The organism is Marinobacter sp. LA51, from assembly GCF_030297175.1.
In the GTDB taxonomy this organism is placed as follows: domain Bacteria; phylum Pseudomonadota; class Gammaproteobacteria; order Pseudomonadales; family Oleiphilaceae; genus Marinobacter; species Marinobacter apostichopi.
The window spans coordinates 3,394,963-3,417,027 of sequence record NZ_AP028070.1 but is presented as its reverse complement, the minus strand read 5'-3'; the positions used below and the strand labels follow the sequence as shown (position 1 = coordinate 3,417,027).

Annotated in this window: 18 protein-coding genes; 8 read left to right on the top strand and 10 right to left on the bottom strand. The window is 57.1% G+C overall.

All coding sequences use genetic code 11. The features are described 5' to 3' along the window. Positions 1-37 precede the first annotated feature (37 nt). From QUE89_RS15760 to argA, 5 genes are read left to right on the top strand one after another with little or no spacing between them, the layout of a single operon-like run. Positions 38-2,665, top strand: a complete 2,628-nt coding sequence (locus QUE89_RS15760; protein ID WP_286220988.1) for a phosphomannomutase/phosphoglucomutase — start codon at positions 38-40, stop codon at positions 2,663-2,665. Positions 2,666-2,712: 47 nt separating this feature from the next. Beyond that, complete coding sequence (argB, locus tag QUE89_RS15755) at positions 2,713-3,609, top strand: acetylglutamate kinase (protein WP_286220987.1); 897 nt, start codon at positions 2,713-2,715, stop codon at positions 3,607-3,609. Positions 3,610-3,633: 24 nt separating this feature from the next. After that, positions 3,634-4,884 carry an aq_1923 C-terminal domain gene (locus tag QUE89_RS15750; RefSeq protein ID WP_286220986.1) on the top strand — a complete coding sequence of 417 codons (1,251 nt, stop codon included), beginning with the start codon at positions 3,634-3,636 and terminating at the stop codon, positions 4,882-4,884. A 25-nt stretch (positions 4,885-4,909) separates the two neighbouring features. Continuing rightward, positions 4,910-6,079, top strand: coding sequence for an acetylornithine deacetylase (gene argE, locus QUE89_RS15745; RefSeq protein ID WP_286220985.1), 1,170 nt, complete (start codon positions 4,910-4,912; stop codon positions 6,077-6,079). Between the two features lie 30 nt (positions 6,080-6,109). Continuing rightward, complete coding sequence (gene argA, locus QUE89_RS15740) at positions 6,110-7,417, top strand: amino-acid N-acetyltransferase (protein ID WP_286220984.1); 1,308 nt, start codon at positions 6,110-6,112, stop codon at positions 7,415-7,417. Here the strand turns inward: argA and QUE89_RS15735 are convergent. Then, on the bottom strand, positions 7,391-8,461 hold the full coding sequence (locus QUE89_RS15735) for an aminopeptidase (protein ID WP_286220983.1): 1,071 nt from the start codon (positions 8,459-8,461) through the stop codon (positions 7,391-7,393). The genes argA and QUE89_RS15735 overlap by 27 nt on opposite strands. A 171-nt stretch (positions 8,462-8,632) precedes the next feature. On the opposite strand from QUE89_RS15735, the gene QUE89_RS15730 reads away from it, so the two are divergent. Together QUE89_RS15730 and QUE89_RS15725 are read left to right on the top strand one after the other, a co-directional pair. Next, positions 8,633-12,406: a DUF1631 family protein gene (locus tag QUE89_RS15730; RefSeq protein ID WP_286220982.1), complete on the top strand. Its 3,774-nt coding sequence runs from the start codon at positions 8,633-8,635 to the stop codon at positions 12,404-12,406. Between the two features lie 18 nt (positions 12,407-12,424). Continuing rightward, positions 12,425-13,291 (top strand): phosphoribulokinase, encoded by an 867-nt coding sequence (locus QUE89_RS15725; RefSeq protein WP_286220981.1) that lies wholly within the window; start codon positions 12,425-12,427, stop codon positions 13,289-13,291. Between the two features lie 281 nt (positions 13,292-13,572). On the opposite strand, the gene QUE89_RS15720 is transcribed toward QUE89_RS15725, so the two are convergent. The 6 genes from QUE89_RS15720 to ycaC form a co-directional block, all read right to left on the bottom strand. Next, the gene (locus tag QUE89_RS15720; protein WP_286220980.1) at positions 13,573-14,142 is read right to left on the bottom strand and encodes an NADPH-dependent FMN reductase; all 570 of its coding nucleotides are present in this window, start codon (positions 14,140-14,142) and stop codon (positions 13,573-13,575) included. A 101-nt stretch (positions 14,143-14,243) separates the two neighbouring features. Beyond that, on the bottom strand, positions 14,244-15,299 hold the full coding sequence (locus QUE89_RS15715) for a lipid A deacylase LpxR family protein (RefSeq protein WP_286220979.1): 1,056 nt from the start codon (positions 15,297-15,299) through the stop codon (positions 14,244-14,246). 81 nt (positions 15,300-15,380) lie between these two features. Then, entirely contained in the window at positions 15,381-15,965 is a 585-nt protein-coding gene (locus QUE89_RS15710) for an antibiotic biosynthesis monooxygenase (RefSeq protein WP_286220978.1), read from the bottom strand. Positions 15,966-16,042: 77 nt separating this feature from the next. Then, the gene (locus QUE89_RS15705) at positions 16,043-16,906 is read right to left on the bottom strand and encodes a pirin family protein (protein WP_286220977.1); all 864 of its coding nucleotides are present in this window, start codon (positions 16,904-16,906) and stop codon (positions 16,043-16,045) included. Positions 16,907-17,129: 223 nt separating this feature from the next. Then, the gene (locus QUE89_RS15700; protein ID WP_286220976.1) at positions 17,130-17,804 is read right to left on the bottom strand and encodes a hydrolase; all 675 of its coding nucleotides are present in this window, start codon (positions 17,802-17,804) and stop codon (positions 17,130-17,132) included. A 77-nt stretch (positions 17,805-17,881) separates the two neighbouring features. Continuing rightward, entirely contained in the window at positions 17,882-18,508 is a 627-nt protein-coding gene (gene ycaC, locus QUE89_RS15695) for an isochorismate family cysteine hydrolase YcaC (RefSeq protein ID WP_041334861.1), read from the bottom strand. A 165-nt stretch (positions 18,509-18,673) separates the two neighbouring features. Here ycaC and QUE89_RS15690 point away from each other — a divergent pair, with 165 nt between their 5' ends. Further along, positions 18,674-19,594 carry a LysR substrate-binding domain-containing protein gene (locus QUE89_RS15690; protein ID WP_286220975.1) on the top strand — a complete coding sequence of 307 codons (921 nt, stop codon included), beginning with the start codon at positions 18,674-18,676 and terminating at the stop codon, positions 19,592-19,594. A gap of 12 nt (positions 19,595-19,606) precedes the next feature. Here the strand turns inward: QUE89_RS15690 and QUE89_RS15685 are convergent, their stop codons facing one another. From QUE89_RS15685 to QUE89_RS15675, 3 genes are all read right to left on the bottom strand, one after another. Continuing rightward, positions 19,607-20,065, bottom strand: coding sequence for an AtaL-like protein (locus tag QUE89_RS15685; protein ID WP_286220974.1), 459 nt, complete (start codon positions 20,063-20,065; stop codon positions 19,607-19,609). A gap of 75 nt (positions 20,066-20,140) precedes the next feature. Then, the gene (locus QUE89_RS15680; protein WP_286220973.1) at positions 20,141-21,055 is read right to left on the bottom strand and encodes a pirin family protein; all 915 of its coding nucleotides are present in this window, start codon (positions 21,053-21,055) and stop codon (positions 20,141-20,143) included. Between the two features lie 349 nt (positions 21,056-21,404). Beyond that, the gene (locus tag QUE89_RS15675) at positions 21,405-22,007 is read right to left on the bottom strand and encodes an FMN-dependent NADH-azoreductase (RefSeq protein ID WP_286220972.1); all 603 of its coding nucleotides are present in this window, start codon (positions 22,005-22,007) and stop codon (positions 21,405-21,407) included. Positions 22,008-22,065 lie beyond the last annotated feature (58 nt).

Here is a 22,065-nt window from a genome sequence, read left to right as displayed (position 1 = left end):
CGAGTTCAGGATAAAAAATACAACAGCAGGAAGGATTATGAAGCTGGGTAAGAAAAAAACCGACGACGCTTCCGGTGATGAAAAACCTGCCAAGAAGGCGGCCAAGAATGACAAGAAGACAGCCGCGGGATTAAAGCTCAAGAAGCTGAATTCGGTGGCCACCAGTCAGGCGCTTGTGGTGGTGCTGGCCGGGGTTGTCGCGGCAGTCCTGGTGCATTTTCTGGTAGTGCAGCCAGCCGCGATCGAACGGTTCGAAGCGGAAAAGGCTGTTGAGGCCGAGTCGGCGGCACTGCGGGTGAACCAGTATCTGAACTTGATGCAGGCCAGTGTGAACGGTCTGGCCGCCCGCCCGGATGTTATTGGGGCGGTATCTGAACCCAGCAGTATCGTAGCCACCGAGCAGAGTTTGGCCAGCGCACTGCCAGGTATTCAGGGGGTGCATCTGTTCCCGTACAAGCAGATTCCCCGCACCGCCAATGAACGGGGCGCACTCGGGTTTGCTGGTATTGAACTGCTGCGGCGGGCGGAAAATAGCCAGCCACTGCACCCGGACGCGTTTCCCCGGGATAACCGCTGGCTGGTCCAGATGGCAACGCCGGTACGTAATCCGGTTAGCAATGCCGTGATTGGCAGCCTGCTGGTGATTTTTGACGCTGCTCGCTTGCAGCCGCTGTTGCAGGTGGTTAACGACGATCTGGGTGGCAAGCTGGAGCTGACCCAAACTGTGGCCGGTACTACGCGCGCGATTGTCAGCCAGGGCAGTGGCTCTGGTGCGGCAGAAACCCGGTCACTGGCGAACCCCGACTGGTCTGTTGCCTATACCCCCGCCAAGGCGCCAACTGCTCCGGTGGACATCGTAATGATCGCCATCCTGGTCGGCGCGCCGATCCTGCTGGCAGCGATTCTGGTATGGGTTCTGCTCAGTCGTGCGCAGCAGAGTATCCGTCAGGACGTGACCGCACTGATTCAGTGGGCGCATAAAGTATTTGGGGGCGACCGGGTCAAGCTGCCACCGCTCCAGTGGGACATGGTGGCGTCCACCGGCGAGGTTTTGGCCCGGCTATCCCAGGTAGTGGAGAAGCGCGTGTCCAAGGCCCTGGAAATGGCGCGACCGAAAAAACCGGCGGGCACCAAGCAGCCGGCAGCGGCCGGCGACGACGAACCCCTGTTCCAGGATAAGGACATGCCCGACATCGACATGCTCGACGGTGACGAGGATGTCCTGGGCTTTGGTGGCGATGATCTGCTGGGCGGTGATCACCTGGAAGTGGAAGAAACGCCGGAACCAGCTGTGGAGTTATCCCCTGACATCTTTCGGGCCTACGATATTCGCGGCATCGTTGGCGAGACACTGTCCGCTGATGCGGTCCAGCTGATTGGTCAGGCGATTGGTTCGGAAGCCGTGGAGCGGGGCATTGGCGCCCTGTGTATTGGTTACGACGGCCGTCATTCCAGCCCCGAACTGGCTAATGCCCTGGCCCGTGGCGTTATGGCCACTGGGTGCGATGTGATTCATGTTGGCGCAGTGCCTACACCGGTGCTTTATTTTGCCACTCAGGAGCTTCAGACCGGTTCCGGCGTGATGGTGACCGGCAGCCACAATCCGGCCAATTACAATGGCCTGAAGATCATGCTGGGCGGCGAAACCTTGTCCGGGGATGCCATCCAGAAACTGTACCAGCGCACTCAGGCTGCCGATTTTGCCAGTGGCCAGGGCGGTCAGTCGTCGGAAGATGTCCGGCGGGCCTATCTGGATCGCATTGTCGGCGATATCGCCGTGGCCGCGCCGTTGAAGGTGGTGTTGGATGCCGGCAATGGCATTGCCGGCGAGCTGGCACCGATGCTGGTCGAAGAGCTGGGCTGTGAAGTGGTGCCGCTGTACTGCGAAGTGGATGGCGATTTCCCCAACCATCACCCGGATCCAGGCAAGCCGGAAAACTTGGTCGATTTGATTGCACGGGTGAAGGAAGAGAAGGCCGATATTGGTCTGGCGTTCGATGGCGACGGTGATCGCCTGGGTGTGGTGACCAACACCGGCAAGATCATCTGGCCGGACCGGTTGCTGATGTTGTTTGCCCGCGATGTGGTCTCACGCAACCCGGGCGCCGACGTGCTCTACGACGTCAAATGCAGCCGTCGCGTGGCCGGAGTCATTTCAGAAGCCGGCGGACGTCCGATCATGTGGAAAACCGGCCACTCGCTGATGAAGGCCAAGATGAAAGAGACCGGCGCCCAGTTGGCTGGTGAAATGAGCGGGCATATTTTCTTTGGCGAACGCTGGTACGGCTTTGACGATGGCCTGTATGCGGCCGCCCGCCTGCTGGAAATCCTCGGCATTGAAGACCGTCACAGCGACGAGGTGTTCGCGGACTTCCCTGAAGACGTCAGCACGCCGGAGCTTAATGTCGAAGTGACCGAGAGCAGTAAATTCGGGATCATGGAGCGGCTGGGCCAGGACGGACAATTTGGTGACGGTAATATCAGCACTATCGACGGCATCCGCGTGGATTACGCCGACGGCTGGGGACTGTGCCGGGCGTCCAACACCACGCCGGTTCTGGTGCTGCGCTTCGAGGCAGAAACCGATGAGGGCCTGGAGCGGATCAAGGGTATTTTCCGGGAGCAGTTGCAGAAAGCAGCTCCGGATATCGCAGCGGACTTCTGACCGCTGTTTATCGAACGTTTTTAACCACGTATTTGGAAGGCAACAAGATGGCGTTGGATCGTGAAACAGCAATGCAGGTAGCTTCGGTTCTGAGCCGGGGCCTGCCGTATATTCAGCGGTTTACCGGTAAGACCGTGGTGATCAAGTACGGCGGCAACGCCATGGAAAATGAAGATTTGAAGAGCAGCTTCGCCCGGGACGTGGTGCTGATGAAGCTGGTGGGAATCAATCCTATTGTGGTGCACGGTGGCGGCCCCCAGATCGGTGAGCTGCTGGAACGCTTGAACATCAAGTCGCGGTTCGTAAACGGCATGCGGGTGACGGATGCTGAAACCATGGACGTGGTCGAGATGGTACTCGGTGGCCAGGTGAACAAGGAAATTGTCTCCCTGATTAACGCCCAGGGTGGCACCGCCGTCGGCCTGACCGGTAAGGATGCCAACCTGATCCGGGCCCGCAAGTTGGAAGTGGTGGACCGCTCACCGGAGCTGGAACGCCCTGAAATCATCGACATCGGTCATGTTGGCGAGGTGGCCAGCGTCAATGTTGATGTTATCGACATGCTGACCCGCAGCAACGTGATCCCAGTGATTGCGCCCATCGGCGTCGGTCCGGATGGTGCCTCTTACAACATCAACGCCGACCTGGTGGCCGGCAAGGTCGCTGAAGCCATGAAGGCCGAGAAACTGATCCTGCTCACCAACGTGTCCGGGCTCAAGAGCAAGGACGACAAGGTGCTCACCGGCCTGACCGCACAGCAGGTCAATGACCTGATTGAAGACGGCACCATTCATGGTGGCATGCTGCCCAAGATTCGCTGCGCCCTGAACGCGGTCGAAAATGGGGTTCGGACTTCGCACATCATTGACGGCCGAGTGGCCCACGCCTGCCTGTTGGAGATCTTTACCGACGAGGGTGTCGGCACCCTGATTTCCCGCAATTAAACGCCTGGTACGAGGAGTCTCTGGATGAAGCGCCTGCTGAAACTGCTGGTTGTGCTCGGCCTGGGCGGCTTTGTGGTGTTCAAGGCCGGGGTCTGGTGGTTGACCGACCAGCGTCTGGCCGAGGCCCGGTCCGCTCTGGAGTCGTACGGCGTGATCGAGCGCGGCGCCATCAGTTCGGGCATTGACGGCCGGGTGGTGTTGTCCGGCAGCAGTTGGCAGGATTTCCGGTTGACCCGTCCCCTGGAAATCGGTCGCCTTGAGTTCGATGCTGGATCGCCTCTGGATCTGGCTTCGGCCCTGATGGACCCGGGCACATTGCCGAACAGCTGGACCTTGCAGGCCGACGGGCTGGGGTTGGTACTCGAGGCCACCATGTTCCGCAACTGGGTCACAGCCGAAGGTCAGAACAGCAGGGGTGAGCCCACGCTGATGACCCTGTCCTGCGCGCCGGATCCCCGCCAGCAGCTGGGCAGTGGCGACCTGATGCGTATGGGGATCACCGCATTGGGCGGCGAAGTCCTGATTCGGCAACGCGCCGACGGTGTTTACGCCGAGCTCAACACGGCGGGTACCGGTAGCCTGGAGCTGCAATGGCCCGATGCCCGTATTGATGTGATTGACCCCGAGCGCGTACTCGATAGCACCGCAGAGGCCATGACCGTGACCCTGCGCGATGGTGGTTTGATGCGCCGGGTGGCTGCCTACTGCGCCCGTGAGGCGGGACTGGAGCCCTCAGCCTGGGCCGACCAGACTCTGGCCGCCTTTCAGCAAGGTCTCAAAGCTCGGGGCCTGAGCGCGAGCCGGCAACTGCTGGCGCTGTATCGGCAATGGCTACTGGAAGGCGGCGAAATGACGGTAGCCGTGCAGCCGCAAGCGCCCGCCTTTGGCATCCCGATTGTGCCCGTGAGCGAAGAGCCTGAGGGTGCGGGTTGGACCGTGGCGTATAACGGCGCCACAGTGCCCGATGTGTTCCTGAGTGAAGCCGAACCGGTGCTCGCGGAGCCTGATCCGGGTGCTGTTGAGCCCGCCGAACAGCAGGAGAACCCGGAGGTGCAAGGGTGGTATGCTGCTTCGGTTGAGAATGCCAGTCAGTGGATAGGGCGCCAGGTGCGCGTCACCTTGTCCAATGACAACGTGGTTGAAGGCCGGCTGGTCAGCGTTAGCGAGCGCGAGCTTGAAGTCGCTCGGGTCGTGGCTGGCGGTGAAGTGGCGTATCCAATGCTGGCGCGTGCCATTACCGGTTTTGAGGTGTGGCGTCGCGGCCGCAAACAGTGACCCGGATCGGGTCCGAGGGGAGTGTATGTCGCAGTCTGAAATAAATGTTGCGTCGGTGCCGGGCGTCAAGGACATGTTGACGCGTTTGATCTCCCTGCCTTCCATAAGCAGTGCCTCGGCCAAGTGGGATCACAGCAACGAAGCGGTGGTTCGGATCCTGGCAGAGTGGCTGGAGCCGCTGGGCTTTGCTGTCGAAATCCTGGAAGTGCCGGGCATGCCCGGCAAGTTCAACCTGATTGCCACCCTGGGCAGTGGCCCGGGAGGGTTGGTGCTGTCCGGTCATACCGACACGGTACCCTATGATGACCAGCGCTGGACCAGCGATCCGTTCACCCTGACTGAGCGGGATAACCGTTGGTACGGGTTGGGCACCTGTGACATGAAAGGCTTTTTTGCCCTGGCTATCGAAGCCGCCCGGGAGTTTGCCGGTTCGCCGCTGAAGGAACCTCTGATTCTGCTGGCGACCGCCGATGAGGAAAGCTCCATGAACGGGGCCCGGGCTCTCGCCGAGGCGGGCAAGCCCAAGGCCCGTTACGCGGTGATTGGCGAACCCACCAGCCTGAAGCCGGTGCGTATGCACAAGGGCATCATGATGGAGCGCCTGAAGTTCGAGGGCCAGTCTGGTCACTCCTCGAACCCGGCGCTCGGTCGCAATGCCCTGGAAGGGATGCATGAAGCCCTGTCTGAACTGTTGACTCTGCGCGGTCAGTGGCAGGAGCAGTACCGCAACCCGAACTTCGAGGTTCAGGTGCCAACCCTGAATCTCGGCTGTATTCACGGTGGCGATAACCCCAATCGCATCTGCGCCCAGTGCGAGCTGCATTTCGATCTGCGGCCACTGCCGGGCATGGACATGGAAAGCCTGCGCCAGGCCATTCTCAGCAAGGTTCAGCCGGTAGCCGAGCGCCGCGAGCTGACCATGGAGTTCGAGCCGCTATTCGATGGCGTGCCGCCGTTTGAAACGCCGGCCGATGCTGCCCTGGTAAAGGCCTGCGAGAAACTGACCGGTCATACCGCCCATGCGGTGGCCTTCGCCACTGAGGCGCCCTGGCTGCAAAAACTGGGTCTGGAAACCCTGGTAATGGGCCCTGGCTCCATCGATCAGGCCCACCAGCCTGATGAGTACATTGAGCTGGCCCAGCTGGAGCCGACGATTCGGATCCTAAAGGGTCTGATCAGACAATTCTGCTTGTAAACGCCTGCAACGACTGACTTGGAGACCGGGTTGAAATCGAACGAATGGCTGCACGGATTCCGCCACTCATCCCCCTACATTAATGCCCATCGCGGCCGTACGGTGGTGTTGACCATTCCCGGAGATGCCATTGAACACGGCAACTTCATCAATATCATCCACGACATCGCGTTGTTGAGCAGTCTTGGGGTGCGATTGGTGGTGGCGTTTGGTGCCCGTCCGCAAATCCAGACCCGCCTTGACGGTGCCGGTGCCGAATCCTCGTTCGCCCAGGGCCTGCGAATCACCCCGGAACAGCAGCTGCCGATGGTGATGGAAGCCATTGGCGGTCTGCGCGCGTTTCTGGAAAGCCAGCTCTCCATGGGGCTGGTGAATTCCCCCATGCACAACGCCCGTATTCGGGTCAGCAGTGGTAACTATGTCGCGGCCCGGCCGGTGGGCGTGCTCGACGGCATCGATTTCGGCTACACCGGCCGGGTCCGGCGGGTGGACGTGGCCGGGATCGAGAAACTGCTGGAGTTGGGGCACATCGTGTTGCTGCCGCCAATGGGCTATTCGCCCACCGGCGATGCTTTCAACCTGTCTTACGAAGACGTTGGCAGCCAGGTGGCGGCGGCCTTGCAGGCCGAAAAGCTACTGGTGTTTATCGACGACCAGGGCTTGCTGGAAGAAGACGGTAGCCTGATCCGTGAACTCTCCGCCCGACAGGCCTCTGAGCGCCTTTCCGCCGGTGCCGTGACCGGCCACGACGCGGCTCTGCTGCGAGCCGCCTGCGATGCCTGTGTGAAAGGCGTTCGGCGCGCCCATATCATCAGCTATGTGAACGACGGCGCCCTGCTGGAAGAAATGTTCACCCGGGACGGCTCGGGCACGCTGGTCAGCGGCGATAACTACGAACAGATCCGGCAGGCCCGGGTTGAAGACATCGGCGGTATCCTGGAGCTGATCCAGCCGCTGGAAGAGCAGGGCGTGCTGGTACGCCGGTCCCGGGAAATGCTGGAAACCGAGATTGACCGGTTTGTGGTCGCCGAACGGGACGGTACCATCGTTGGCTGTGCGGCCCTGTACTACTATCCGGAGGAGCAAGCCGGCGAACTCTCCTGCTTCGCGGTGAACCCGTCCTACCGCCGGGCCGGCCGCGGCGACGATATCCTGGCCATGGTTGAAAAGCTGGCGAAGGCGCAGGGTATCCAAAACCTGTTTGTGCTGACTACGCAGACCGAACACTGGTTCCGGGAGCGGGGCTTTCAGATCTCGTCGGTACAGGCGCTGCCGGGGCCCAAGCTGGCGTCCTACAATGCCCAGCGCAAGTCAAAAGTCTTCGTTAAACCGCTCTGACATCGTCTCCAGGGTCTGCTGACGTTCGCTGCGCGGGCGCTTCGACAAGGCCTCGACGGCTCGGTAAAAGGCCGGGAAGTCGTGATTCAACTCCAGCAGCAGTTGACGGAATCCCGGTACGTACTGGTTGTACTGCCGGAACAGGGCCAGATTGGCGTTGTTCAGGCTTGTGGGGTTGGCACCAAATGGGCCGGGTTGCTGCCACTGTTCGGATAAGCGCAGGTAGGCCTGCACCAGTTCGCCCAACACTGTCTCTTTTTGCTGGCGCAGGACCGCCACCGGCATCTGCCCTTGCTGCTGGTACAGGGTTTCGAGCTGTTCGGTGGTTGCCCGCACTACGGTCAGGGTCTGTTCCCGTTGGTGCAGGCGCTCCCGGGCAAGTTTGAACACCTCGGGGTTGTCGTTCTGCCTGGACCAGAGTTTCAGGCCCTCCAACTCCACTGCGGTCGCAAAGCTTTCATTGAAAGTGGTGTCGTCACTGACGTACAGGACCTGGTGCGCCAGCTCGTGAAATATCAGTGCCACCATCCGGCCGTCGCTAAGGTTGGTGAAGCCGGAATGCAGGGGATCGTCGAACCAGCCCAGGGTTGAATAGGCGGTCACGCCGCCAATGAAGGTGTCGTACTGATCATCGTCAAACTTGGCCTGTTCCCGCCGCGCGTCGTCCAGGCTGAAATAACCCCGGTAAGCCTGACATCCCAGCACCAGATAGCACCAGCGGTGAGGTTCAAGCGAGAATTCCGGTACCGCGACCAGGTTGACCACGACCCAGGGGTGATCAAGCGTCACATACTCGGAATAGGCGTCGCCGACAGGCAGGCTCAGGGTTTCGCGGGCAAACTGCCGGGCCTGTTGGCTGGTTCTCAACTTCGCTTTCAGTTTCGCCGATGTGGTGTCACGGGCGATCAGCTGGTCGACCGGTTCGCCCGCCATCATCAGTGAAACATGGCCTGACACCGCCTGACTGTAATAGCCAATACTGGAACATCCGGAAACACCGGCTATAAGTAGCAATAGGAAGTAGATCTGACTAAGCTGTTTCATGGATCAGGATGTTATATTGGTAATGGTTGCCGGTTGGGACCAGGCCGGTATATTACAGACATGGTTCCCAATAGTAGCAGGTGGCAATTGCCATCGTTTCCAGGGACGAAGGCCAGATGGGGCGGAAGCAATTGCTCTCTCGTTCTGGTTTTACGATTGATCAGGTAGTTAATGGATCCGAGAGAACGTCGCAGTAGCCCGCGTAAGCCCATCAAACTGGCAGCCCAGATAGATCTGGGTCGGGGCGAAGCTTGGCCATGCCAGATCGCGGACTTCTGTGCCGAAGGTCTGTTCGTCCGTTATTCAGCCGAAACTTCCCGCAAACTTGATCGTGCCCTGGCCGACGGTAATCCCGACGAGTTGGTAGTGCGTTTCCGGAGTCTGGACGGTCGCAGTCGCCATGAGCTGCACGTCAGTATTGTCCGGCGCATTGATGGCGCCATGGGCGTTCACTTTACCCGCTCTGCGCCCGAGGCAGTCGATGCTATGTTGCAGCAGTGGGGTGGTTCACGGGATCAGGATCGCGCCTCGCTGAAGGCACCTAATGACCGGGTTCAGTATGTCCTGCACCAATCCGCCAAGGCCGTTATCCAGTTCATCGAACCCTTGATGGATGAATGTTTTGCCAAGATGGTCGAGGGTCTGAAGCAAGCCGCCCAGCGGGCGCCCAACGATCAGCAGGCCAACGAATTCATGGATGCCTCGGGCCAGCTCCAGGGGCGTCAGCGGGTGATCTGGCACCAGATGGCACGGACTCTGGAGTCGCCGTTGAAACCGGCACCTAAAGGATTTCCGGGCTCGGAATTGTCGGTGGTCGACAAAGGCGAGTTCGAAGACTGGCTGACCATTCGGGTGATGGTGACCAAGGCCGACACCCAGTTCCGTGGCGACTTGCTGCAGCTGAAACTGCGACTCGACAAGCTCGGCATTGCCAACAGCACTGGTCACCACAATCCGCTGGGTCCGTCCCTGGTCTGTGAAGCTTTCCATAGTGGGCTGAGCCAGTTGAAGGCGTCTCGCGAGGTCGAGAAAGTCTGCCTGAAAGTATTTGAACAGACCGTACTTACGCAGTTGGGGCCGCTCTACCAGGAGCTCAACAACATCCTGATTCGTCACGGTGTGTTGCCGGACCTGGATCTGAGCAAATACCTGAGCGATCAGGCCACCACCCAGCCTGAGTCCGGCCCGACGCCGGCCGCTAAGGCCACGCCGCAGCCCGCCGTTCAGGAACAGGAGCAGCGTACCGGGACGAATGGCGAGAAGAGCGCGGAACAGCAAAAGCCGAAACCTGCTCGTAGCCGGGGCAGTCGCAGCAGCGGCGAATTCCGCGGTTATGCCCAGGCGGCACAAACCGCTTTTGCCACAGTTCGTAATCTGCTGACCACACTGACTGCCAGCCGCATCTCTCGCGGTGACCCGGAGCCATTACCCTTCCCAGTGAACGCCCGGCCGCTGTCCAGTGGCGAATTGCAACGCGAGCTGCAGCAGCTTCAGGTGGCCGCCATTGAGGCGTCGGCAGCCGAGACCACCCTCAAGGAACGGGTGGTGGAGAAGGTTCGTGCCAGTGGCGACAGCAAGTTGGACGAGGAGCAGCAGGGCACTCTGGATGTGGTCGACCGATTTTTCCGGTCGGTGGTGGAAAGCCCGAAGCTGAGTGAATATGCCCAAGAGCGTATCCGGCAACTGGAAGTGCCGGTGCTCAAGGTGGTGATGCGCGATCCGGCGTTTTTTGACGATCTCGACAGCCCGGTGCGGGGCGTGATGAACCGGCTGGCACAGCTTGGAACCAAGGGCGGGCGCATCAATCCGGTGGTGCAGCGGCGGGTGGATGAGTTGATCCAGCGCATTACCACCGAATTCGAACAGGATACCGGGGTGTTCGAGCAGACTGTTCAAGAGCTCGATTCCCTTATTGATCGCCAAAACCTGGTTTACCGACGCAATGTTGAGCGGGTAGCTGCCGCCGCCGAAGGTGCGCAGAAAGTGGCGGAATCCAAGCAGGCAGTTGCCCAGGTGCTGGATGCAAAGCTGGGCGGTCGGAAGGTGCCGAGGGCCGTGCTGAGCCTGCTGGATGGCGGCTGGCGCGACCTGCTGTCGCTGACCTGGATCCGCCAGGGTCCGGATAGCCAGCTTTGGCACGATTACCTGGCGGTGATCGATTCGCTGCTGTCGTTTGCGGCCGATCCGGACAGCACCTTGAACCTGCCAGAGCTACTGCGGGTGATTCAGGACGGTCTGTCGTCGATTTCCAGCAATCACCTGCCGTCGTCGCAGATTCGTGATGAGCTGAAGCAATTCCTGGTGCGCAGCCCGGAAAAGGCGCCAGATCTGGTTGAGGTACCGCCGGCGCAGCCCGAGCAGAAAACCGACAAGGTACTGTCGGAGCGTGAACAACGAAGCCTGCAGCGCTGGATCAACCGGGCCCAGAAGCTGCGGACGGGTGATTGGTTGCGGGATCAGGATAACCCCGATGAGCCGCAGTACATTCGCCTGGTGTGGATTGCCCGTGGGTTCAGTCGGTTCGTGTTTGTGAACCATCAGGGTATGCGGGTGGTGGAATTGGATCTCGAGGCTTTGGCCCGCCACATGCGCAAGGGCATCATCGTGCCGGACAACCAGTACGAACGGCCGCTGGTGGATGAAAGTATCGATCGCATGGTGCGCAAGGTCTACGATCAGTTGTCCTGGGCTTCCACCCACGATGAGCTGACTGGGCTGCTCGGGCGTCGAGAGTTCGAGCGCATGCTGGAGCAGCAGCTAGCTCGCCGCGAAGACGAACGCACGCTGGTTCGGCTGGACCTGCGCCGGTTCCGCCTGCTCAACGATACCGCCGGCTACCAGGCCGGCGACGCAACCCTGAAGCAGGTTGCTGAACTGCTCGGTCGCGCGGTGGAAGACGGTATGCCGCTGGCGCGCCTGGCCGGGACTGAATTTGCCCTGCTGGTGCCGGCGGAGCACGCCCAGCAGACCGCCCTCGATCTGATCAAATCGGTGGAAGCGGCAAAGTTTGAGTTTGACGGCCGGACCTACCGGCTGTCGGCCAGTGCTGGGGTCGTTGCGGAGTTGCCGGGCCTGGTCAGTGCCGAGCGCTGGTTGCGGGCTTCAGAGCAGGCTCTGGCTGCAGCCAAGCAGGAGGGTCACGGTAAAGTGAGCGAGTACGCCCTGGATCCGGACGACCAATCGCGACAGGAACAGATTGCCGCCAAGGTGGCAGGGCTCAGCGATCTCAACGAAGAGCGTATGCTGTTGCGCTGCCAGAAAATCATTCCGCTGCATGCCCAGGCTGCGATGGCGCCTCAGTATGAGGTGCTGATCAGCATGTACGATGACACCGGCAACCTGATCACCGGCCGTGATTTTGTGCGGATGGCCGAGCGGTATGACCGGATGCAGGCAGTGGATCGCTGGGTAGTCGGCCACATGCTGGACTGGTTGCGCGAGCGGGCGCCGGATCCCCGCCACATGGGCGGCATCTGTATCAATCTGTCGGGTCACTCCCTGAACGACCAGTCCCTGCTGGAGTTCATCTACGAAAAACTGAGTGAGAAAGACGCGCCGATCGAGCGGCTCTGGTTCGAGCTGACCGAAGCTTCTGCCATCAACGATGTTGAGGCCTTTGCTGATTTCATGCTGGAAATGAAGGAACTGGGGTGTCGCTTCTGCCTCGGTAACTTCGGCAGTGGTCCCAGCTCGTTCCAGTTTATGCGGTCATTGCCGGTGGATCTGATCAAGATTGACGGTTCGTTCACCAGTCAGCTCAGCACCAGTGAAACCGACCGCGCCATGGTTAAGTCCATGGTAGAAATGGCTCACTACATGAAGCGGGAAGTAATTGCCTCTCAGGTTGAATCCCGCGACATCCTCGATATGCTGACTGAGCTGGGCGTCGATTACGCTCAGGGCTTCGTGGTGGAAAAACCCCGATTGCTCACCAGTCTCACCTGATCTCCGGACCCTTTCTGTATGTCCAAGCGTCACCCGATCATTGCGGTTACCGGCTCCTCGGGCGCTGGTACGACCACCACCGGCCAGATTTTCAGCCGGATGTTTGCCAGTGAGGAACTGAATGCCGCAATGGTCAGCGGTGACAGTTTTCACCGCTACAACCGGGAGCAGATGGCCAGGTTGGCGGCCAAGGGCCAGTTCGGTGAGCGCAACCACTTCGCGCTGGCGGCCAACCATATCGATAAGCTGGAAGCGCTGTTCTACGACTACGGCCATACCGGCAATGGCCGCTACCGGCAGTACGTGCACGACGAGGATCGTGAACTGATGGCGGCGGGCCACAAGCCCGGTACCTTCACACCTTGGGGACCTTTGACGGCGGAGAGCGATCTGTTGTTTTACGAGGGTCTGCACGGTGGTGTGGTCAGTGAAACCTACAACATCGCCCAGTACGTCGACCTGCTGATTGGGGTGGTGCCAATTGTGAACCTGGAATGGATCCAGAAGATCCACCGGGACACCAACAAGCGGGGCTATAGCCAGGAAGCGGTTGTAGAGACCATTATCAACCGGATGGACGATTACGTGCACGACATCGTGCCCCAGTTCTCCAACACCCATATCAACTTCCAGCGCATTCCCCTGGTCGACACCTCCAATCCGTTTGTGGTCAGAGATGTACCGACTGAAGATGAAAGCATGCTGGTGATCCGGTTCAGGGACCCCTCGGAGGTGGATTTCCCCTATCTGCTGCAGGTCATCGCCAACAGTAGCCTGTCCCGTCACGACACCCTGGTGATTCCGGGCACAAAAATGGCGCTGGCCATGGATCTGGTGGTACGACCCATGGTCCAGCGCCTGATGGCGCGCAAGCCCTTTGCCTGAGGCTGTTCAGGCGGTTAGTTTGCCATCCCGACCGTCGTCTACTGCGCGCCACACTTAACCTAAGGCTTTTAAACGAAAAATCATGGAGTCTCAGAAAGGGGGTGAGTGTACATACCAGAGCATCATTAATTTGGATAGGACAGCGATCCTTGCAGTCAATGTTGATTAATCCAACGCCAATTCGCCACGAAAATTTATCGCGGACACTCATCTCGATACGAGCGTCCGCAATCAGGATGCGGTGTTAGTCGCAGGGGTTCGCAGTTCTAGAATTATAAACCTCACCGCTTGCGAATCGACTGTAACGCCTGAGCCCATTTTTCCAGCTCCTCAAGCATAGTTTTCCCAGAATCTTCATGGTGCTCACTTGCCTGGAAGTTCTTATTCTCGTCCAGAAGATTCCAGGGCATTTGCACCATCACACCTTCCATCATCGGCATCATCTTCAAAGTCGTTACCAACTGTTTTGCGAGCTGCGCCGAGCGAAGGCCTCCCGATACGCCACCGTAACTCACAAAGCCGCAAGGCTTGTAGTTCCATTCCGTGTACACATAATCCAACGCGTTTGTGAATGAAGAAGGGGGGCAGTAGTTGTATTCGGGAATGACGTATACGTATGCGTCAGCGTCATCGACGCTCTTTGACCAGGCCTTGGTATGCTCATGTTCATATTTTTGTAAACGCGGATGGTTTGGTTCGTTGTAGACCGGTAGTTGAAAGTCTGCCAGGTCGACTAGAGTGGACTCGAAATTGCCATTAGCATTGGCGAAGTCATTGAACCATTTGGCAATCGATGGCCCGACTCTCCCGGGGCGAGTGCTGCAGATGATTGTTTGAAGTTTTAGTGCCATAGTGAGATCCCTCAGCCTTAGTTTCTTGGTGTTGCAACGAACTCGACAGAATAGCGATGTACTTGTCGACGTTGTCGATTTGGTCATTCTCTCCTAATAGCTTAGTAGGTATATCTGATTCCTATCCGTCCGTAGGTTTGGCGTTTTCGATCCGTGGGGTTTTCCCACGGTACTGTGGTTTTAGCGATTGAAAAGCTACCACTCCAATTGCCTGATCGGGCGTTCAGACCGAGATAGAGTCGGGCAATGCCTGGGTCATAATCCACGGACATACTGTCTTTAAACGTGTTGCCATCCCAAAAAATTGCATTTGCGATGTAGGACCCGTTGAGTAGTGCGAACAACCAGAGTCCAGAATGCGTTCCGTAGGATGTGTAGGGGCGAGACCCAATGGTTTCTTCCCCAAAAAACTGAGGAGGGATTCCATAGTCATCTGGTACACCCCACCCAAAACGGGCTCCAACACCCACGGTTGCCATAGACATCAAATTGCCGAGTGTGCCGCCAATTTGGCCGATAACGTCACCTCCCCAGCCGGTCGTATGGCCGAAACGCCAAAGACGCCGACGATGCTCATATGCAGCATTTAGTAGAATCTCATCATGAATTTGATTTTCCCAGCCGTTAACCTGATCTGCTCCAATTAAGCGATGGAACTCGTTCTGCACCTCGTCTCCGCGCGCACTGGGGCCAACTATTCCGTAATAGAAAGTGAACGCATCCATTTTTTCGGCGTCCTGAGCACCGGCTGTTAGTGAGGCAAACAGCAATCCGCTATAAGGAACATCGTTCGTAATTGGTTCTGAAGTCTCGGTGTCGTTGGGTGTAAAAATACGGTGAGAGAGGCTGTGACTGATAAACCGTTGCCGGCCTTGTTCATTGATCGTAGGCAAGAGTTGTAGTGCTCTGGCAACAAAGTCGGGTACTGGACCTTCCTTATAGGATTGAAGGTAGCCAGAAACCCACCCTAACTGTAGGCCATTGGTGTAATGATCGTCCGACTGTGCAAAGGTGTCGTTGTCAATTGACAAAAACCAGGTTCCGCCGACGGTATCCGTGCTTGCCAGACACGGAGGTGTGCCCAATAGAACCAGGAAAAACAAAGAAAATCGCCACCGACCTGAATGGTGGCCACGTTCCGCAATAGTATTCTGCATCGCGACACCTCCTTGATTTCACGGTGCTCTCGCTTCGACGAAAAGCCTCGTTTTACTGTATTTCGCCCCCGGTCCTCTGACTTATCTAAAAAGCCAACCTGCAACGAGTCGAACCACGCGAGGCATGATTAAATAGACCACCAGCGCCACTATGGCGGCCGCCACCAAACCATGACGCACACCCCATAACGCGAGAACTGGAGCTTGCTCAAAAATAGGCTGAAGCACGGCTGGTACGATCAAAGTGAGTGGCCAAATAACTGCGGTTGTAATGAGCCATTGCTTCCAGCGGGTGGGCTGTTTGGTTTTTGACGTGGGTGGTGTGAACCAGTAATCGATGCCAGACTGAATCTCTACTTTTTCTTCAGTGGCCAGTGCCGGAACGATGTCGGATACCAATTCCCGCCGAACATCAGATTTGAGCCAAGTATCGGCCTCGTCCGCATGGGAAAAACGAACCGCTATTTCAAAGGTGTCATGCCCCTCAGGCGGTCGCACGACATGAACGCCTTGGTGTCCGGAAAACTGCGCTGCAGCGGCGATAATCTGCCTGAGCCAGGTTTCATAGCGGTCACGATGGCCGGGTTTCACGCTGTGCTGGATTATGATGGAGCGACCAGTGTTGTAGTGGATGGTTGGGGAGGCGTCACCCTCTTGTTCGTTCATGGCATACCTCCCAGTCAAACCCGGCTTGGGGGAGACTTCCTGTCGCCCCCAATACCAGTGCCTGGTTTTTGCCCCTGTTAGAGGGCACCGAATTGTCCTGATTGAAAGTCGAGCATGGCCTGTTTAATTTGTCCCTGTGTATTCATCACAAAAGGTCCATAACCGACAACCGGTTCATCAATGGGTTCCCCACTCAACACGAGCAATCGGGCATCATTGTTGGACTCAAGCACAATCTCTTGCCCTTCACGGTCCAGGTTCGCAAGCTCAGCATTTCGCAGTACATCGGTCCCATTGACTAAAACCGAACCGTTAAGTGCTGCCACTAAGGTGGTGTGCCCCGTGGGTACCGGTAAATTCACTCGGGCGCCAGGCTCGAGCTTGAGATCCCAGACATTAATTGGCGTGAAGGTTCTCGCAGGCCCTTTATGTCCGAGATACTCGCCAGCGATGACACGTAGCGTTCCACCATCATCTCCAAGGAGTACGCGCGGGATATCTTCATTGAGCAACGTTTGATAAGCCGCAGGCGTGTCCTTCGCTGATGCAGGCAGATTGACCCAAAGCTGAACCATCTCCAGCAAACCACCTTTTTCTGTGAACTGCTGTGAATGAAACTCTTCGTGCACGATGCCTGCGCCAGCTGTCATCCACTGGACGTCTCCTTCACCAATGAGTCCGCCTGCGCCCGAGGTATCCCTATGTTCCAATTCTCCGCTGTACACAACTGTGACAGTCTCAAAGCCTCGATGAGGGTGTTGACCAACCCCCCGGGGTCGTTGAGCCGGGGGGAATTCTGAGGGCCCGGCGTAATCCAAGAGCAGAAATGGCGAGATATTCGGTGCGCCCATTCGATCGTATGAGAAAAGCGAGCGAACCGGAAAGCCATCACCTACCCAATGACCGCGAGGGGGACCGTACGTTGTCAGAATCTTTTTCACTTTCGTCTCCTATGGGTCCATTGACCCAACATTTTTTGCCTCAATGTGAAGATAAAACAGCGTACGGGTCCTGAATAGATGGCAGTTTCTGCACTCAGTGTCCTATTTTTGAAACGATAGCTGCTCAACCCTATCGTTCGCCATATGGACAACAAACGTGGACACATGCCGCCCTACACATCGGTGCCGGGCAGGATCATGTGATTAGATCGATTCATTACTGTCAGTTCGAATCCAGCGCTTCATTGTCTTGGACCACCTGTTGCGCTCTGGAGTAACTTTCGATGAGCAATTGGTAGGCAGGGAAGATGTAGGTATAGGCTTCCGCCCATGCCTGCGCATCATCACGATGCCAGGTTTTTTGTAGCTCTGATGCGACCGCAGCCGTGTCCATCGGGACCACGCCGGCTTGGACAACTCGAGCCATGGTGATTTCTTGGGCCATTTTGCTGTAGGTGCCGGATGCGTCGACGACCGCGAAGACTTTATAGCCTTCAGCAACGGCGCTAATCGCGGGGAAGGCCATGCACACGCTAGTAATTGTCCCTGCAATAATCAGCGTTTTTCGACCGGTTGCTTCTACCGCCGAAACAAAGTCCGGGTTATCCCAGGCATTGATTTCCCCTTTGCGTGCCACGTATTGAGCATGGGGTGCGTTTTCGTGAATCTCCGGTATCAGTGGGCCGTTAGGACCCTGGGGAACAGATGCCGTGGTGATCACGGGAAGCTTGGATAGTGTGGCAATTTTAGCCAGTGCGGTGGCACGAGCTCGAAGTTCGGTCATGGGCATGTCACCGATGGTCTGAAACAGACCGCTTTGGTGATCAATCAGAAGCAGGACGGCGTCGTCTGGATCAATAATCGGGCGCTGACCGTTAAAGTTTGCGGGAGAAGTCATGATGATATTCCCTGTATAAAGGTTCGATGGGTTGGGGGAGGCATTCGCTGGAAGGACACGAATACCTCGTCATTGCGCTACTGCTTCTCGGGCAGCGTGTTGTAACTGGTAATCAAGTTTCGGTAGTCAGGGATGTGGTTTGAGAATAGGGCTCCTAGGCCCTCAATGTCATTGCGCCAGTCACGGTGCAGCTCACAAGCCAGCCCGAACCAGGTCATCAGTTGGGCACCGGCTTGTGACATCCGATCCCAAGCGGAGTGCCGGGTCAGTTCGTTGAACGTGCCGGAGGCGTCCGTCACCACGAATACGTCATAGCCTTCGGCCAGCGCCGAGAGTGCCGGAAAAGCGACACACACTTCGGTCACAACGCCGGCGATGATCAGTTGTTTCTTGCCCGTGTCTTTGACGGCCTTCACGAAATCCTCATTGTCCCAGGCGTTAATCTGCCCCGGACGGGCGATATAGGGAGCGGAAGGAAACTGTTCTTTCAGTTCCGGAACCAATGGGCCGTTGGGGCCGGTTTCAAAGCTGGTAGTCAGAATGGTCGGAAGCCCAAAGTATTGAGCCAGGTCACCCATAGCCAGTACGTTGTTCTTGAACTTGTCCGGATCGATATCCCGGACCAAGGAGAGCAGGCCGGTTTGATGATCTACCATCAGTACCGCAGCGTCGTTTTTATCGAGTCGAACATAGGGTTTACTCATGACATTCTCCTGTTTCTTCACTAGAGCGGTGCGTAGCACCAAGAATGTTGGTCGCTTCCCCTTTGCTATTTTTGACAAGGGGTAAACTCAACGTTAGTTCAGGAGGGATAGTGTGAGTAGGTACGAAAACTTATACTTTGGGTTCTACATATAGGACGATCGAATATGCAGGATCTGAACGATCTATTTTACTTCGTGAAAGTGGTTGAGTACGGCGGGTTTGCGCCGGCAGGCAGAGCGCTTGGCGTCCCCAAGTCGAAGCTCAGCCGGCGGATTGCAGAGCTTGAGAAGCGTCTTGATACTCGGTTGATCAATCGGTCACCACGAGTTTTTACCGTTACTGAGCTAGGCAAAGACTATTATCGTCACTGCGTGGCTATGCTCGTTGAGGCCGATGCGGCGCAGGAAGTAATCGATCATTCCCGCTCTGAACCAGTGGGCTCGATACGAGTAAGCTGTGCTCCGGGCGTTATCTACTTTCTGGTGGCTCCTCTGATTGTCCAATTTATGCAGAAGTACCCGAAAGTAAGGGTCGAGATGGAGGCCACGAGCCGGCGAGTCGACGTTGTCAGGGAGGGGTTCGACGTGGCTTTGCGAGTGAGATACCCTCCGCTCGAAGACAGTGACTTAACAATGAAAGTACTGTCCAAAAGCCCCCAGTGCTTGATGGCAGCGCCCGAGGTGGTTGCGCAGTACCCAACGGCAATTACGCCCGATGACCTATCAAAACTCCCCAGTATCGATTTTGAACAATGGGATGGTCAGCATGTCTGGTGTCTGGATGGACCTGCAGGTGCGGCCGTTAAAATCCATCACCAACCGCGACTTGTTACCGACGATGTCTTTACCTTGCTCAAGGCAGCTGTGGGCGGTTTAGGTGTGGTAAAAATGCCGCTCATCGTCGGTGGGCAGGACTTGATTGAAGGAAACCTCGTCAGCATTTTACCGGACTGGCGACCGCGTGGAGGTATCTTCCACGCAGTTTTTCCCTCTCGCCGCGGGTTGCTTCCTGCGGTAAGAGCATTTTTGGACTTCCTGGCGGACTCGCTTGACGATGTCGATTTCAGGCTGCCTGAGGACAACTAGTTCGCTCGGTGTTTAATGCCTCGCCATGCGATTGCGAATGATCTGAATTGTGTCAATGTCAGCAGCGATATACGCTTGCTGGACAAACAAATCATAGGGTAGTTCGTCACTGAGATCCTGAAGGTAGCGCGCACAGTAGCTGAAGCGTACAAGTAGTGCCTCAGGTTCTGGTTCCTCAATGCGCATACTGAGACTGCCCCCTGCTAAGGAAGCCGTTGGAACAATCTCGTAGTGCACAAGGCGATCCCTGTGGAAGGTAACCAAATCATCGACAAGAATCCCGGGCAATTCGAGTTTGCGCTTGAGTCGGTCATCATCCAACCATTCCAGCTCATACGCCCCCAGGCCAATTACAAAATCCTGAGGTTCCGTAGCTCTTAAAACCAAGCCGTCCCATAGTTGGTCTCTAGAGAGGTTGGAAATGGATGGGTCAGTCAGGTCGTTCACCTGAACCACATGTTCAAACTTCATGCGAAGCTCCGTTTCTTCAACTGGGTCGTTATCGGCAATTTCCGATTGGGAAAATGATACATCTAGGGCGGAAGGCTAATCTGGAAAAGGAATGAATTCCTTTTCATCGCCAGGGACAACTGGGAACCGACCAGCTTTCCAGTCCTCCTTGGCTTGTTCTACACGTTCAGTCCGGCTGGACACGAAGTTCCAAACCATATGCCTGGGCCCCAAGGGTTCGCCGCCAATCAGCGCAATTCGAGATTCCTCCTGAGCGATGACTTCAACGCCGTGTTCCGGTGTCAATACTGCCATGCAGCGTTCCGGAATATAGGTGTCCCGTGCCTTTAGTGAGCCCTGCGCAACGTAGATTGCACGTTCTTTGGCAAAGGGGAGCGTCAGCGATTGGCCTGGCTGAAGGTGTGCTTCAACGTACAAGGTGTCGGAAGAAAGCTTGACCGGGGAGTTAAGTCCAAAGGCACAGCCCATGATGACCCTTACCGGCACCCCATTAATGTGTGTCGCCGGTATCGTTTCGCTAGGGTAGTGAAAAAACGCCGGAGCACTTTCTTCTGCCGTTTCGGGGAGCGCCAACCATAATTGCAGGCCATGAAGTATGCGATCTCTGCGCGTCGCCTCGGGGCGCTCTCGTTCCGAATGAACAATGCCACGTCCCGCCACCATAAGGTTAATGTCACCAGGGCGGATGGGTTGAACGCTTCCGAGCGAATCACGATGGAGAATCTCACCTTCAAAAAGGTACGTCACCGTCGCTAGGTTGATGTGGGGATGAGGGCGGACATTAATGCCATCTCCAGGTGGAAAATGAGCGGGTCCCATATGATCAAAAAAGATCCAGGGGCCGACCATTTCTCTTTCCTTGTTGGGAAGCACGCGCCTCACCGAAAATCCCCCGAGATCTTTCTCTATGGGCTTAATGATCAATTCGATCGCCCCGCAGTGTTGCGCGATGTCACATTCGAATGCCACGGACTTGGTTGGATTGCTCATCATCAATCTCCGAGAATCAGGCCCAGCTGGGGAAAAGCGAGGTATGCAGTGTGCTTTTTTAAACCTAGCTGAAGTCTTTGGAGATAGGTAGACGAATATTCGCAACGATGTGTTCTAACGGTGGAACGGCTTGCAGGTTTTACCCTTTTACTGCGGACATTCCTAAAAAGAGGTTGGGCTTACCCCGGTCCGCTTCCTGGAATGAAGACTCTAATCTTCGACAAAAAGGCAGTTCAGTTGAGGGGGGACTTTTGAAAAGTTTTCTGGCTTCACGAACTGGTCAAACGGAACCAGCCGAATCGCCGGCGTCTGTCTCAGGGAACGCTTGAGGAGAACGCCGGCGCCGTCATCAGGCGGTCAGGGTTTCGATGTTGCGCTGGGCTTGCTGCAGCGCGTTGGCTTTGGGGTCGTCGCCCATGTTCAGGCCTTCGGCGTACACAAAGTGCAGGTCCTTCAGGCCCAGGAAGCCCAGGAAGGAGCGCAGGAACGGGGTCTGTGAATCGTTCGGGGTGCCGGCATAGATGCCGCCGCGCGCCGCCAGAATATAGACCGGACGATCTTCCAGCAGACCTACCGGACCGTTCTCAGTATAGCGGAAGCTGATGCCCGCCCGTGCGATGTGGTCGAAGTAGGCCTTGAGTACAGACGGGACTCCGAAGTTGTACATCGGCACGCCAATGACAATGATGTCGGCTTGTTTCACTTCGTCGATCAGCGAATCTGAATAATCTACGACACGCTGTTGTAGGCTATCGCGGTCGTCTGCGCCGGTCAGGAAGGCGCCGAATCGGTCGGCGTCCAGATGCGGCACCGGCTCTGCCGCCAGGTCACGCTGTTGGATGTTAAGGTCGCCGTGGCTGGCCCGCAACTGCTCGAGAGTACGCTTGACCAGCTGGGAAGATTGGCCGTTGTGACCAAAGATGCTTGCGGTGATGACGAGGATATTTTTCATGTTCAATGGCTCCGATGTTTTTCGACAAGATGGAGGTATTGAACTGCGCTGACGGAAA

Excerpts from the sequence above, each read along its gene's own strand:
- QUE89_RS15690 (WP_286220975.1), top strand. The coding sequence starts at position 18,674 with ATGCAGGATCTGAACGATCTATTTTACTTCGTGAAAGTGGTTGAGTAC.
- QUE89_RS15675 (WP_286220972.1), bottom strand. The coding sequence starts at position 22,007 with ATGAAAAATATCCTCGTCATCACCGCAAGCATCTTTGGTCACAACGGC.
- QUE89_RS15760 (WP_286220988.1), top strand. The coding sequence starts at position 38 with ATGAAGCTGGGTAAGAAAAAAACCGACGACGCTTCCGGTGATGAAAAA.
- QUE89_RS15735 (WP_286220983.1), bottom strand. The coding sequence starts at position 8,461 with ATGAAACAGCTTAGTCAGATCTACTTCCTATTGCTACTTATAGCCGGT.
- ycaC (WP_041334861.1), bottom strand. The coding sequence starts at position 18,508 with ATGAGTAAACCCTATGTTCGACTCGATAAAAACGACGCTGCGGTACTG.
- QUE89_RS15720 (WP_286220980.1), bottom strand. The coding sequence starts at position 14,142 with ATGGCACTAAAACTTCAAACAATCATCTGCAGCACTCGCCCCGGGAGA.
- QUE89_RS15680 (WP_286220973.1), bottom strand. The coding sequence starts at position 21,055 with ATGAGCAATCCAACCAAGTCCGTGGCATTCGAATGTGACATCGCGCAA.
- QUE89_RS15725 (WP_286220981.1), top strand. The coding sequence starts at position 12,425 with ATGTCCAAGCGTCACCCGATCATTGCGGTTACCGGCTCCTCGGGCGCT.
- QUE89_RS15715 (WP_286220979.1), bottom strand. The coding sequence starts at position 15,299 with ATGCAGAATACTATTGCGGAACGTGGCCACCATTCAGGTCGGTGGCGA.
- QUE89_RS15685 (WP_286220974.1), bottom strand. The coding sequence starts at position 20,065 with ATGAAGTTTGAACATGTGGTTCAGGTGAACGACCTGACTGACCCATCC.
- argE (WP_286220985.1), top strand. The coding sequence starts at position 4,910 with ATGTCGCAGTCTGAAATAAATGTTGCGTCGGTGCCGGGCGTCAAGGAC.
- QUE89_RS15700 (WP_286220976.1), bottom strand. The coding sequence starts at position 17,804 with ATGACTTCTCCCGCAAACTTTAACGGTCAGCGCCCGATTATTGATCCA.
- QUE89_RS15710 (WP_286220978.1), bottom strand. The coding sequence starts at position 15,965 with ATGAACGAACAAGAGGGTGACGCCTCCCCAACCATCCACTACAACACT.
- argB (WP_286220987.1), top strand. The coding sequence starts at position 2,713 with ATGGCGTTGGATCGTGAAACAGCAATGCAGGTAGCTTCGGTTCTGAGC.
- QUE89_RS15750 (WP_286220986.1), top strand. The coding sequence starts at position 3,634 with ATGAAGCGCCTGCTGAAACTGCTGGTTGTGCTCGGCCTGGGCGGCTTT.
- QUE89_RS15730 (WP_286220982.1), top strand. The coding sequence starts at position 8,633 with ATGGATCCGAGAGAACGTCGCAGTAGCCCGCGTAAGCCCATCAAACTG.